Annotated in this window: 11 protein-coding genes and 1 pseudogene; 3 read left to right on the forward strand and 9 right to left on the reverse strand. The window is 56.8% G+C overall.

Features of this window, described 5'->3' with window-relative positions; translation table 11 throughout:
- Position 1: 1 nt before the first annotated feature.
- The 5 genes from QM780_RS12060 to QM780_RS12080 form a co-directional block, all read right to left on the reverse strand.
- A complete protein-coding gene (locus QM780_RS12060; RefSeq protein WP_415070707.1) occupies positions 2-1,024 on the reverse strand; it encodes a hypothetical protein in 1,023 nt (340 codons plus the stop codon).
- A 920-nt stretch (positions 1,025-1,944) separates the two neighbouring features.
- Positions 1,945-2,907, reverse strand: coding sequence for an ABC transporter permease (locus QM780_RS12065; RefSeq protein ID WP_415070708.1), 963 nt, complete (start codon positions 2,905-2,907; stop codon positions 1,945-1,947).
- A gap of 39 nt (positions 2,908-2,946) precedes the next feature.
- Positions 2,947-4,569 carry a sugar ABC transporter ATP-binding protein gene (locus QM780_RS12070; RefSeq protein ID WP_415070709.1) on the reverse strand — a complete coding sequence of 541 codons (1,623 nt, stop codon included), beginning with the start codon at positions 4,567-4,569 and terminating at the stop codon, positions 2,947-2,949.
- A complete protein-coding gene (locus QM780_RS12075) occupies positions 4,545-5,615 on the reverse strand; it encodes a substrate-binding domain-containing protein (RefSeq protein ID WP_415070710.1) in 1,071 nt (356 codons plus the stop codon). The genes QM780_RS12070 and QM780_RS12075 overlap by 25 nt, the downstream gene beginning before the upstream one ends.
- A 284-nt stretch (positions 5,616-5,899) precedes the next feature.
- Positions 5,900-6,910, reverse strand: coding sequence for an extradiol dioxygenase (locus QM780_RS12080; RefSeq protein ID WP_415070711.1), 1,011 nt, complete (start codon positions 6,908-6,910; stop codon positions 5,900-5,902).
- 432 nt (positions 6,911-7,342) lie between these two features.
- Here QM780_RS12080 and QM780_RS12085 point away from each other — a divergent pair, with 432 nt between their 5' ends.
- Positions 7,343-8,458 carry an FAD-dependent oxidoreductase gene (locus tag QM780_RS12085; protein WP_415070712.1) on the forward strand — a complete coding sequence of 372 codons (1,116 nt, stop codon included), beginning with the start codon at positions 7,343-7,345 and terminating at the stop codon, positions 8,456-8,458.
- A gap of 51 nt (positions 8,459-8,509) precedes the next feature.
- Here the strand turns inward: QM780_RS12085 and QM780_RS12090 are convergent, their stop codons facing one another.
- Complete coding sequence (locus QM780_RS12090; protein ID WP_415070713.1) at positions 8,510-9,409, reverse strand: fumarylacetoacetate hydrolase family protein; 900 nt, start codon at positions 9,407-9,409, stop codon at positions 8,510-8,512.
- 51 nt (positions 9,410-9,460) lie between these two features.
- Entirely contained in the window at positions 9,461-9,868 is a 408-nt protein-coding gene (locus QM780_RS12095; RefSeq protein ID WP_415070714.1) for a Rid family hydrolase, read from the reverse strand.
- A gap of 266 nt (positions 9,869-10,134) precedes the next feature.
- Here QM780_RS12095 and QM780_RS12100 point away from each other — a divergent pair, with 266 nt between their 5' ends.
- Positions 10,135-10,974, forward strand: coding sequence for an IclR family transcriptional regulator (locus QM780_RS12100; RefSeq protein WP_415070715.1), 840 nt, complete (start codon positions 10,135-10,137; stop codon positions 10,972-10,974).
- 155 nt (positions 10,975-11,129) lie between these two features.
- A complete protein-coding gene (locus tag QM780_RS12105; RefSeq protein WP_415070716.1) occupies positions 11,130-11,948 on the forward strand; it encodes an alpha/beta fold hydrolase in 819 nt (272 codons plus the stop codon).
- A 244-nt stretch (positions 11,949-12,192) separates the two neighbouring features.
- Here the strand turns inward: QM780_RS12105 and QM780_RS12110 are convergent, their stop codons facing one another.
- Positions 12,193-13,113 carry a transporter gene (locus tag QM780_RS12110; protein WP_415070717.1) on the reverse strand — a complete coding sequence of 307 codons (921 nt, stop codon included), beginning with the start codon at positions 13,111-13,113 and terminating at the stop codon, positions 12,193-12,195.
- Positions 13,114-13,402: 289 nt separating this feature from the next.
- Positions 13,403-13,725: pseudogene (locus QM780_RS12115) on the reverse strand (DDE-type integrase/transposase/recombinase); the annotation flags it as partial.
- Between the last annotated feature and the right edge of the window lie 107 nt (positions 13,726-13,832).

The raw sequence follows: 13,832 nt of genomic DNA on the forward strand, positions 1-13,832 counted from the left end.
CCTAGTCTGGATCTGCTCGCGGAGCCGTATGGTTTTGCGCGACCGGAGATGGCGCGCCGGGCTTCTTGACTGCGTCCACCGGTACTTGAGCCTCCCCACCCCCATCGTCATCATCGTCGAGGCTGCCGGGTGTCGCTTCGCGCGCGAGCAGTATCGACGCACCTTTGATCACGACGCGGGTCCCGGCCTCGAAGCCGCTCTTGACGAGGAAGCCTTCCTCGACAGGCGCGTCCAGAGACACTTCCCGTCGCTCATACTTTTCAGGCCCCATTTTCACATAGCACCAGGACTTTCCCGCATAGACGACTATCGCCGCGCCTGGGATGATCACGCCTACGGGGCCGTCGGGGTTGTCGGCGATGACTCGAGCGCGATCTCCGGCCCGCAAGCCTGGGCCAGCATTTATAAGTCCAAAGAAAGATACGCCCGGCATCGCGAGATTCCCGGACGGAGCGGCCCATATCTCATCGACGTTCGTTTCGGGGCCGCCGCGCAATGGCATCACGCGGACGTTGTGAAGCATTCCGTCCGCTGTATCGGAGAAGTCCAAACGCAGTATCGCCCGAGATCCGTTGGCGATATTGGCCATTAAAGCTTGACGAGACTCCGCGCTCAAGAAAGGCGCCTTGTCTCCCCACGTTTGTTGAAGGCGCGTAACCGCGAGCCGCAAAATCGATGAGTTAATGCCTTCTTGCCGTACCGCGTTTTCGATCGTTTGTCTCGAAAGCATCGTCGACATTTTGAACCGCTCGAGCTGCCCACGACTGAAGTTCTCGGCGACGGTAGCTGATCGAATGTCGGCGTCGAGTTGCAAGAGTCCGTCCGGGTTGAGGACGGTTCCAATGCCTTCAAGCTTCTGAGCTTCTTTGGCCCTGGCGAGGGGGACGGCTAGAACCGGCGGAGGAGGTACATTTTCAGACGTGGCGTCACGGTTGTCCCCCTCCTCCGAACGCAATGAAGTGCTGACTGCCCAACATAAGCTGGCGATCAGGATAGCGGCGCCTATTGAAACCGCTACTTTCACACTTCTCCTCCGATTAAGGAAAATCAACCACTTAATTCAGGAATAATTCCTGCAATTTATGGGAATAATGCGCCAATGGATCGAAGTCCGCTAGGGCTTTTTGGGACAATGAGACGGATAGTGAACGCTCGGCTACCGACCGCACCACGGGCTGATCGCCGTTCGCGTCGATGATGCTCCGAGGGGATACTCATTGGACCGGGCAACTATCCGCCAGAAAAAAAGACGGGGCGGAGGGCACGCATGGAGTTTGTCGACCAGAACTCGGCAGGCGATGAGTAACTGCGCTTGAGGGAGGTGCAAGGCCGGCCAGTTCCTATTCGCCAGTCGCGGTGGTATGGGGCTGACAACAAGGCAGTATGCGCGGCTCGTTCAGGAGTGGGTTCCGAGCATCGGGTTCAGCCCGGCCAAGTTTGAGACGCACTCGCTCCGTCGCACTAAGGCCGTGCTGATCTAACGGCACACCGGAAACTTGCGAGCCGTCCAGCTCTTGCTCGGAAACTCGAAGATCGAGAGCACTGTGCGCCACCTCGGCATCGAGATTGATGACGCAATTGAGATAACCGAGAAGATCGACATCTGACGCGACACCTCCGCAAAAGGACATTGTCGGCGACGGCTTCCGCATCGCCGACAACGGGGCGTCGATGACCGCTATTGGGATGAAGCAGAAATTAGATGGCCACTTCAATGATATAAGTGTTCGCACTTTCATTCTGTCCGGCGTGCCAGCTAAATTAATAGGTTAGCTTGTGTTGCCTAGCTCTCTCAAACTGAGATTGAGCCAAATCATAGCAGCATAATAGCACGGGAAGCGCCAAACCCTGGCACTCAGGATCGTAGTCCCGCTTCGCTACGCTCGCTCCCGTGCTCCATCGAAATGGGCTGACTGAGGAATGCGTGTGCCGACAGACGCTCTTCTATTCGTGACTGCGCCGGAAGCGATCGAGAATGACGGCGAGAATGATGACGACGCCGACCGCGAGCGTTTGATAGAAATCGGATATGCCGATCATGTTCATGGCGTTCGACAGCATGCCGAGGATCAATACGCCGTAAAACACCTGTAACATGCTGCCGCTGCCACCCGTCAGAGCAACGCCGCCAAGAACGACTGCGGCGAGGGATTGAAGCGTCAGGGTCGGTGCCGCCACGGGCTGCGCTGCTCCGACCCACGCTGTCATGACCAATGCGCCGATGCCCGAAGTCAATCCGGCAACGAGGTACACGAGCATCGTGTAAAAGCGGACGTCGATGCCGGATTTCTCCGTGGCGGAACGGCTCGAACCGATGGCGTAGACATAGCGTCCGAAAATCGTGCGGCGCAGCAGGAACCAGCCCGCGATCATCGTTGAACTGGCAATAAGGATGGTTGAGGGAATGCCGAACACTTGCCCGAAACCGATTGTGTCTGTTAGCGCATCGGGCACATTGTAGATTGGCACGCCGTTCGAAAGAATGAGAGCAATGGCCTGTGCGATCGACATCATGCCAAGCGTAACGATCAACGGCGTTGTTCTGAAATAGGCGATGATGAAGCCGCTGGCGAGACCTGCGAGACCACCGGTCAGAAGCATAACGGCGATACAGCCGCCGATGCCAACGTGTGGCAATGCCGTGATACCCGCCACGCCAGCAAGCGACATGACCGCAGCATTGGAAAGATCGAGGCCGCCGCTGATAATTGCGAAGGCTTGTCCGGTGGAGGCGATTGCCAACGGTGCGATCTGACGCGCCAGGTTTTCGAAGTTGCTCCAGCTAAAAAAGCGCGGCTCGATGGCGCCTGCGGTAAGGGCGAGCAGAACGATAAAGATTGGAAGTACCAGATCACCCATCTTGATGGACGATGGCCACGAGATACGTTTCATAGGCGCAGCGGACATAGCGTCGTTCGATTGCACAGTTTTCATAATTCATCCAAGTTAAACGGAATGGCGCGTGCCTTCGATCGGCCTCATCTCTCCAAGCACGTCTGCAATGATGGCTGGTTCATCCGAGAATGCCGGCGCGACGTATTCGTGAACGACGACGCCGTCGAACATCGTAAAAACCACATCGCAAAGGCTCAGCGTCTCGCCGAGATCGCTTGATGCGAGCAGCACAGAAACGCCCTCGCTCGCCCGTTTGCGAAGCAGACGGTGGATGTCGTTCTTTGCGGCGATATCGATGCCAGCAGTCGGATCTTCGAGGACCAGAAGCTTCTTCGCGTGGCTGAGGCATCTACCGAGTAGAACCTTCTGCTGATTGCCGCCGCTCAAGCTCGTAATGGCGTCTTGCTGTTTGCCAAAGCGTACGCCGAGCGCTTCAAGCTGCTGCTCGGCTGCTACGCGCTCGGCTTTAAGCGAGATGATGCCACAGCGGCTGAAGCGATTGAGCTGAGTGAGCGTCAGGTTTTCTCGTATCGCGCGCGTCGAAAGCAATCCGTTGCTGGCGCGGCCGGATGGCAAATATCCAATGCCAATCTTTGCGGCCGCCGCAGGCGTAGACGGCGCGTACTCAAGACCCTCAAAAAACATTTTCGGCCCGGCTGACCGTTCGAGCCCCACGAGGGCGCGCACGAGAGCTTCGCGTCCGCAGCCGACAACGCCATAGAGACCAACGATCTCGCCGCGTGCGATTTGAATTTCTGACAGGCCTCCTTCGCTGGAGGGCAAGTCACGAAGGACGAGAAGTTTGTCTTTGGCACGCTCGCGCAAACGGCGCAGGTTCGATTCTGGCGCCGGCTTCCCGGTGAGCTTCTGGAGCACGTATTCGCCATCTACATCGTCATCCATCAGGAATGAATCAATGAGAGCGCCGTCCTTCATGATGCTGACCCGGTCTCCCGCCTCGATGACCTCTTCAATGTGATGTGTAACGAAGACGATGGTGGTACCGGCGGCCTTTGCCCGTTCCAACATCTCGAAGAGCTCCCGCTTTTCGACAGCTCCGAGCATTGCAGTTGGCTCATCCAAGATCAGGATACGAGGCTGCAACGCCAGCGCTTTGGCAATCTCGATCAGCTGTTGCATAGCGATCGGCAACGACCTTGTCGGCGTATCGAGGTCGATGTGCAGGCCGAGTTCATCCAACAGTTGACGGCAGCGGGTGCCTTCCTTTCGGGTTTGTAGAAGAGCGAAAGGATGTGAGCCACGCTCGTCGCCGAGGCATATATTTTCGCGTACGGTCAGATCCGGAGCGAGCGAAAGCTCCTGAAAGACGATCACGATCCCGCTCTTGCGGGCGTGCGCGACAGAACGGAATTTGATGGGTGAGCCGTCGATGAGAATAAAACCCTCATCGGCATTGTAGAGGCCGCCGACGATCTTTCCGATCGTCGACTTTCCAGCCCCATTTTCGCCGAGCAAACAATGAATCTCACCCGGAAAAAAAGACAATGATACGTCACGGAGAGCGCTCGTCGCGCCAAACCGTTTTGAGACATTTCTAAATTCGACCGTCGGTAGATGAGAGGTGGTTGCGCCGGCGGAGCGCTTAACACCGTCGTTTTGTAACGTGCCTGGCATCGGCGCCCCCCGTCTTACTGCATGGCCTGGACAGACCATTCCTTCGGCGGGAGCTCGTACATATTGAAGGGATAGGTATCGGCGTTCGCGTGCGTAATCATCGTTATGGGAACCATCAACGCCGGATAGGGCGTTCCGTTCTTCGTAAGGTTCGGCGTCGGCAGTCCCTCGTTCTCGCGGATCGCGTATTGGACGATCAAACGACCCATGATGATTCCGGCTTCCGAGCAGATGGCGAGGAGGCGATCATCTTTCAGCATTGGTATCGCTTCGCGAACGACCGAGCTCGAGACGACTTTAATCGGCTTCTTAAGCTGCTTTCCTGCCTGTACCGCTCCCATGCCGAGCGATATTTCGGGGGTGTAGACGTATTGAGCATCAGGATTTTTCAGCAGAAGATCCGAGGTCTGAGACAATCCCTGCTCGATGCCGAGACCGCCGCCAACGGCGCCGTCGATGACTTTCAAGCCTGCGCAGTCTTTCGCTGCTTCCAGAAAACCGGCGTGGCGCAAATGCGCCCACTCGGCGCCAGCGGGGCCGGGAAGGGCGATGACCGACGCGTCGGCAGATCCTTTGTTCTTACAAACGACATCTTCGAGCGCGGCACCAATCGCTTTATCGTCCTGGCCGACTCCGAATGCGACGGCAGAGCTGTTGACTGGAATGCCGGCGGCGACGACCTTGACGCCCGACGACTTCAGATTGCGCAGAATGGCGTTATAGCCATCGAACGCCGCGGCACCGACGACGACGACGTCGGCGCCAAGTGATTTTAGGGTTTCGATCTGAGCGAACTGCTCTTTGACGTTGCCGTAAGCACCAGCGACGGATACCTGCAGAATCTGGACTTTCGAGCGTTTGGCTTCATCGACGATGCCATATGCGATGCCCTTCCAGAAGTCATCGTGCAGATGGACGAGAGTGACGCCGATTTTTAGCGGCTTCGTTGCGACAACCGGTTCGATGATCCCGCGGAGTCTGTCGGGTTCGTCGGCTTTCGACGGAGCGGAAGCGAGAACGGACAGTCCCAGTGCGATCGTGGAGATCATCCGCATGCGTTTGGGGATCAGATCAAGGCCGGTCAAAGCACGTCTCCTTTTCTAAGATAAAATCTGGATTTCACTTCGCCGGCTGCGCTTGAGATTGCGTCCGACGACTAACCTCTTCCGTTCGAGGGTGACGGTCCCTAAACCGCACCGCGATGAGTGCTCCGAGGACGCAACGTGATGCGCCCTCGGTTTTCCCCGGATCGATCTCCCCGGCGACCAAATGTGGGTGGAGCGCCTCAGGGGAAACCGCGAACTCATTGTCAGGTCGAAGGCAGATGCTGTGTCCCCGATGCGTGAACCGGAACAATTGACATCATTTTTCAGGCTGCCTTGGCGAGAGATGGATCGTAGGCGATGTAACCCATGCCGCAGATCCACTCGACGACCGGCTCGTACCCGATGACGTGTGCCGGCGCGCCGCCCATAGCGCCCATGACCGCCATCCAATTGAGGATTTCATGGCCGCCGTGACCACCGCCCTCCTCAACATCCTCGTACGTCATGGTGCAAAGCTTATCGACATCGCCCTTGGCGAAGGCTTCGAGGATCTCGCGATCCCAATGCGCATTGACGAGGGGATGCTGAATACGCAGCGGCCACTGCATCTTCGACGCCATCTCGATTTCATACTGTGCGAGATCGGAATAGAGGCTCGGATCTTCGAGCGCCACCTGTCTGCCTTCGGTCTGATAGCGCTTCATGCGCATCAGGAATTCGTCGTCCTCCGGCGCGCCCTCGGTCCAGACCGGAGGCCAGTGCGAAAGTCCGCCGGTGGCCAGGAAGGCAACGCGCAGATCAGCCGGAAGCCCATCAACGATCTTGCGGACGGCGGCGCCGAAATCGTAGGCGCGGCGCATCGACGGCAAAGGCGGCGAGAAGACATTAGTGTAGATGGGCAAAACCGGAATGTCGAAATTCGGCGTAAGGAATTTGAGCGGCACGAGCAAATTGTTGCCGTATTCGATCTCGCCCATGCGGGCGACGTCGAAATTCATGCTGATAAGAGCGCGCAGCACGGCTTCGCCCAACTCGGGCTGGCCGTCGATGACGACCTTTTCATCAAACTTCAGGGCTTCCATCATATAGTCGGCGGGGCCACTGTGGGTCTGAAAAATACCGACGGCGAAGGTCGGCATCAGATTGCGGAAGTGGTTTTCGAAATGGTCGTCAAGAAAAGCGATGATGACGTCAGGTTTCGCTTCCTTCAGGCGACGCGCGCATTCTGCGTGGGCTGAAGCGATGCTGTCCTTCATTTCTTTGCTCGGGGCGTCGGGCCAACCGAGCACGCCAGGGGCGTGAGACATACTCAGTGCCGTTACGACTTTTGCCATCGGAGACTCCTATTTCTCGTCTTTGCAATAACGCTGCGCGCCTGGAGCGGCCGGAAACTGCCGATCCAAAAGATAGCGATTGATGTGGGCTGGATGCGGGATTTATCGGATCGTGGAATTCTTCTCCTTGCTCTGTTGTGTTGCCTGAAATTTCCGCTGTGAGACGGGCAATCGGCTCAATTAAACGGCAGAAACTCTCGCACGCTTTTTGTTGAGACCGGATGGACAGGTCGCCGCTTCGATTGACATCATCGTCATGCTTTGGAGAGCGGGAGAGAATGGCGACGCCGCATTCCGGATCACGGAATTGGCCGTGCGCAGGCGACCTCGGCCGCGGTATGCCGCAGCGAAACTTCAATTAGCTGACGTCACTATTCGCGTGCAAGCGGATGACGTTTTGCAAAAGTCCGCATCCTATGGAGATAGCCGAGAATGGCCAAGACCGTTGAAATCGCCGGAGCAGGACTTGCTGGTTTGTGCGCCGCCGCCCGATTCTCTCAGCTCGGTTGGAAGGTGACGCTTCATGAGCGTGCAAAAGACCTTCGCATGTTCGGCGCTGGAATCTGGCTATGGGAAAGCGGTCTCAAGACGCTTTCGATTCTGGGAGCTTACGATCAAGCTGTGGCCAGAGCTCGGCGCATCCAAGAATGGCGTATCGTCGATTCCCGTGGCCGTACGTTAATGTCTCGTCCGACGCCCGATCACGATCGTATGCTTCTGCCTCCGCGGGCCGACCTTTATCAGGCGCTCATCGACCGTTGCGTGGCGAATGGTGTTGAGATCATCACCTCTTCGATCGTTACGGAGGTTCGGCCGGAAGGCGTTCTGGTGACGGAAGCCGGCGAGCGAAATGCCGATCTCGTTTTGATCGCGAATGGAGCGTATTCGGTGCTTAGAGAGCAGATTCTCGGCACCGCATGGATGGACTTCGGCGTCGAAGCCGGGATCCGCATGATGATTGGCAACCGCCCCGATGATCCGACGGATGTCATCACCGAATATTGGAACGGGCCTTGGCGGCTTCTCTATAACCCTTGCACCGAAGGCGAGAACTATATCTTCCTGAGCGCACCTGTGAACGACGAGCGGGCGCGCGTTCTTCCAGTTGATCGCGCACTTTGGGCCGAGAAATTTCCGGCCGCCTCGGACCTCATTGAGCGTTTCTCCGAAGCAAGCCGTTGGGATCGGCTCGTCAACGTCCGTTGCCGGCGCTGGTCGCAGGGAAAGGTCGCCATTATCGGGGACGCAGCCCATGCGATGCCGCCCAATCTCGGTCAGGCGGCGAATACGGCGTTCACGAACGTCATGGCTTTGGCTCTCGCGGCCGACAGGGCGATCGATATGCCATCGGCTCTCGTCGGCTGGGAGCAGCAACAGCGCTCGCTGACCAATCATGTCCAGTGGTGGTCTTATCTCTACGGCTACGTTCTCAATCGTTGGCCGAAGAGCATCGAATCGCTAAGATCAGACGTTCTGAGTACAATGTCGAAGACCCAATGGTTCGACGAAGCTTTGAACCGCGGCGCGCGCCACTTGCCAGTGGGCTGAGTGGCGGCGGCCGCCTAGTGAAAGCAAACGAAAGATCGGAACGCGCCGGTATCAACCGGCGCGTTTTACTGTATTCCTGATCTTGCCGATGCCCGTGATTTCGCATTCAACGACATCACCGTCCTGCAGGAATCGCGGAGGTTTGAAACCGATACCGACGCCCTCAGGAGTGCCCGTCGCGATGATGTCTCCGGGCGAAAGCGTCATGACCTTCGAGATCGTTTCGATCAATACCGGGATATCGAAGATCAGATCGCGGGTGCTTGCGTCTTGGCGAACTTCGTCGTTCACACGACAGATAACGCGCATGTCCTGATAGTCGATCTCGTCCGCCGTCACGATCCATGGGCCCATCGGACAGAAGCCGTCGACGCCTTTCCCAAGGAACCACTGCTTGTGTCGCTGTTGCAGATCGCGCGCGGTGACGTCATTGACGATCGTGTATCCAAACACATGCGACATGGCGGCTTCGCGAGAAATTGCGCGGCCGCCTTTACCGATGACGACCGCAAGTTCGCATTCATAGTCGACGGCCTCGTCCAGCCCCGCAATCAAGGGGATGTTGTCAGCCGGCCCGCTGATCGTGGTTGCGGGTTTGGTGAAGACGATCGGAACGTCCGGTATCGCGTCCGCCGACGGGCCGCTGCTTGAATCGAAGCCGCTCTTGGCAAATTCGTTCGCGTGCGCACGATAATTTTTTCCAACGCACAGGATGTTATGCGGCGGCGACATGATCGGGGCCGCGAGGGCTTCGAGGTTTAGGGGGTGGCCCGTCTTGGGATCCGGAGCGGGTTTTGCTTCGGCCAGATAAGCTATCCCGGCGGCGAGATTCCCAGCCACTTCAGGCGGAAGGTCTTCGAAAAGCACAGAGAGCGGCCAATACATCCCCAGCTCCGCATCGATAAGAGCCGAGACGTCGTTCGAGTTGTGTTTGATCGTTGCGAATTTCATTTCGTTTGGATGCCTTTGGGCGTTTTGATGGAATCGAAAATTGTTCGCACGTCACAATGCGGCGACGGCCGAGACCTCGATGCGAAACTCGGGGTGGACCAATCTGTCGATCATCAAAAGCGTGTTGGGTGGATAAGCGCCATCGGCAAAGAATTTCGGAAATTCGCGAAGGCGATAGGCCATGAATTTCGGAATTTCATTGGCGTCGATCATGTAGGTTGTGAATTCAATGACGTTGTTCCAGTCGGCGCCACAGCTTTTGAGCGCCGCGTGAAGATTGGCGAACAACTGTACGCACTGCCCATCGAAGTCCTCGGGCGGAACAGCAACGCCGTCGCGCGAGACCCCAACCTGACCGGCGATGAAGATAAACTCGGATGCCTTGACACGGGTGATTTGCGAATATTGGCCAAGCGGCTTTCCGAGCGTCGCAGGACTGAAGATTTTGATTTCGGCCATTCTGAATCCTTTGCCAGTGAGATCAGCTTGTCGCCAAATAAAGTGGCAACGCAGGCATCCAGATGCCTACGAGAGAGGCATGCACCCGCGGAAAGCCATTGTGGGAAGGGTTTCTGCATCATGGAAATTTCGCTGGTGCGACTTGATCGCTCGGCTGTCCAATTGACATGATTGCAGTTCCACGACATCCTTTTCAAAATGAAGAAAAACGAATGATAGGTGGGGTGGGAAATCGTCGTCGGCATTATGTCCTGGTAGGCAAAGAGATGGGACGTGACGTACATGAAGTGCCAGCGCAGCGAGAACCGCGTCGTCCGGCGAAGCCGAAGCGCGTGGACGGCGATCTCGTTCAGTCTCTGAACCGAGCCATCGCCATTCTCGAAATTTTGTCCGAAGGCGGCTGTCGGCTTAAAGACGTATCGACAAGAGCCAACCTTCCTCCGTCCACGACGCACCGGCTTCTGACAACGCTCGAGCAGAAGAGACTTGTCCGCTTCGATCGCGAAGAGAATCTGTGGGATATCGGCAGCAACTGCTTCGCCATCGGTGCGGGCTTTTTGCGCCGCAAACACTTCATGTCGATCGCTGTTTCTCGGATCGAATGCCTGGCTGTGCAGACCGGCGCGACCGTTAGCCTCGGCGTGCTCGAGAGCGGCAGCATTTTGCTCGTTAAGCAGGCAAAGCGTCTGCAGATAACGCCGGCTGTGCCGCCGGGAAGCAGTTTGCCCGTGCATGCGACCGCGATGGGAAAAGTACTCCTTGCGAGCTCGTCGGATCCACGGATTTCTGGAAGTTTCAGCTTGGGGACGCTGGCTCGCCTGACCGATCGCACGATCTGCGATCCTTCCATGCTGGCGCGGGAGCTTCATACCGTGCGAGCGGGTGGTATCGCCATCGACGACGAAGAAAGCATGATGGGACGCCGTTGCATTGCGGCGCCTATCCATGACGAGCTCGGTGATTGCGTTGCTGCCGTGTCGGTTACGGATACGAGCTCTCAGTTGACCAACGAGGCCGTTCAACAGCTGAGCGCGCATGTTTCTGCGGCTGCAGCAGAGATCACCCGAAACTCGGGCGGCTTCCTCCGGCGCAAAACCGGATTTTGACAGCTTCGAAGGCGGTAAGCCGTCCGGCCTTACCGCGCGTCCGCTTCAAGCGTGCGACTTTCAATCGCTGAATTTTCCGCAATCTGGGAAAGCCCTCACATCGCGTGCGTCTGCGCGATTAATGGGGCTCCAGGGATATGCGGAGCAGAAATCACGTGCCATTTTTTCAAGGACTTAAATTCGAATTCGAAGATATTCCGGTTCATGTTGTGGAAGGTGGGAAGGGGTTTCCATTACTGCTCATCCATGGATCGGGGCCGGGAGCGTCGACCTACGCGAATTGGCGTCTGATCCTCGAGCCGCTGATGGCGCGATATCAGATTTTCGGGATGGATCTGATCGGCTTCGGCGCCTCCGGACGGCGGACGAAGAAGCCCTATTTCGACATAGATTTCTGGCTGCGCCAGTGTCGGGCTATGATTGATCGTATGCCAGGCGAGAAAATCGGCGTCGTCGGTCATTCCCTTTCGGCAGCTTTGGCTCTGAAGCTGGCTGCTTCCGAGCCGCGCATCGCCAAGGTGCTGACGACCGGATCCATGGGCGCGCCGTTCCCGGTCAACGAAGGAACGGTTCGCTGTTGGAGCTTTCCTAATGATCGTGCAGACCTTGTCGCGCTGGCGGAAACGCTGATCTACGATCGTAAGCACATTACAAACGCTTACATCGACAACCGAGTTGCGACACTGTGGGAAGATCAGTCCTACAAAGATTATTTCATGGCGATGTTTGCAGGCGATCGGCAGCGGTTCGTCAACGAGGCGCTCGTCTCGGAAGATGAACTCAAGCGGATCAGCGTTCCCGTCACGATGCTGCACGGCCGGAATGACACGGCATTTCCGCCAGAGGTGACTTTGAAGATTGCTGAATCGCTGCCGCAGGCTGACGTTTCGCTTCTTGCCCGTTGCTCGCATTCGATCGCGCTGGAATTTCCAGAGAAGCTGCTTTCCGCCTGTTACGCGCTTTTCGATGCCTGATGTGTCGTTGTCGAAAATCTGGGGTCCGGGCGGTCTGCTCGGCTCTCGCGATCGTGTCAGCGGTTTCTTTTGTTCACGGACGTCACGGCGGCAACAGCGAGAATTGACGCTTGCGCCGCGCGCAGGACATCGTCGAGTACGAAACACTTACATCGACGACAGCAGCGGTCATCACCTTTTAACGGCCGCGTCTCGCCCCCGACGGGTGAGGGAACGAGACGCAGGCCTAACCTCGGTGCTTGCTCTATTCTTTAAGAGGGTTGCCCAGAGGAACGCTCAATCGTACCCAGCCGATGTTCGAGCTGATCGTATTTTTGGCCAGGACGTCGAAGGTTGCCCAAGCCGAGACTTGGAAGTCGCCAAAATTATATGATGCGTACGGACCGATGCCGATTTCGCTCCACTTGTTGCCACGGCCGTTGAACGAACTGGCGGGAACCACCTGCCCGTTGACCTTGTCGTTCTCGAACTGCTGCACAACGTAGCCACCGGCGCCCAGCGACCAATTTCCGAATGCCTTCGTCGCGGTAAAGTCGATGCCGAAATCATTGCCGCTCTTGTAGTTGGTATCCGAGTTCTCGGAATTTATGTCGAGAACCGCATTAGCCGTAAAATGGTACCCATCCTTGAGATATGTGATCGCTGCCGTCGGCTCGAACGTAAAGTAGCCGTTCGCGGCTTTTGTGCCGGTCGGGCTATAGGTTCCGTTGGGAAGATAAAACGCTGCACCAGCGCTGAAGAAATATCCGCCGCCGAGGTTCCACGACAGATTGACCGGCGAGACAATCGTATTGAACGCACCGCTTTGCCAGTCCTTCGTGCCGCCGATTTCCTTGGTTACGCCTTTGTAGGGCTGAACGATGTAACCGTAGAGCTGGCCTCCAAACATCTCGAGCGACGTCGATAACAGAAGCGTTTCCGACACTTCAATTTCATTGAGCTTTAGCGGCGTTTTCTGGCCGCTTCCGTTTTTGAGATCCCCTTGCAAATAGAAAAGCGTTGTTGACGAGTATAGTCCCGGCGGCGGGGCGGCACCCGCTGGAACGCCGATGGTCACACCACCCAATAACGGCGTGACCCCCTCGGTCGCATGCACCGGTTCACTTGCGTAAATCGCGGCAACCGACACAAAGGTCGTTGCCGCTATCAAACGCTTCATTCTCATGATGACATCCCCCAAAGCTCTCAAAAGATCGCGTTGAATCGCGGGGTAAATAAAGAAGGGGTTTTGAGGCGATTGGGACGATAATTTCGCGATGTGGAATAAGAGGAGCTCGACCCGAGAGGTCGTGAATCGGATTCAGATTCTTTCGGCGGCAATTAATCTGCATACTAATGATATCGTCGCGGCGCGATCGAAGTCATTGCCGCAAATCGGGCGATCGTTGCGTGCGGCAAGACTGTCCGTCGTCGAATGCTTTGAGACAGTTTAGGGCGTGACGTATCGGAGACTTTGGCTCATCAGTTTTCAATCTAAGCGGTTTTTGGACGACACGAGCGTGGTCGCACGCCTGAGGCCGTGAGCGCCAGCGGCAACGTGTCAGTCACGTCTTCCGCTTCATCGTGGTGCATAGCTTCCAGGCGATGATGTAACGCGAGTAGTCGTCGAGGATCGTCGACAGATAGAACCGGCCCATGACCTTGAGATACATCGGCTGCCTTTATGACGATAAAAGGCCGGGCTGGTGATGAGGTCGTGAGCCTTGAGAAGGCGATAAACAGAAGCTTCCGAGACGAAGTAGCGCTCTGTATCGGTGAACCGCGTACTCTTGGCCCGGAGCTGGTCTTTGATTATCAAACGACCTTAACGACGAAGCAAAAGTTCTCATCTTCATCCTCTCCGGCGCGCCATGCCGACCTGAAGGCCGTATTGTACCTCGCTTC

It is taken from the genome of Hyphomicrobium sp. (genome assembly GCF_047600905.1).
Taxonomy (GTDB): domain Bacteria; phylum Pseudomonadota; class Alphaproteobacteria; order Rhizobiales; family Hyphomicrobiaceae; genus Hyphomicrobium_B.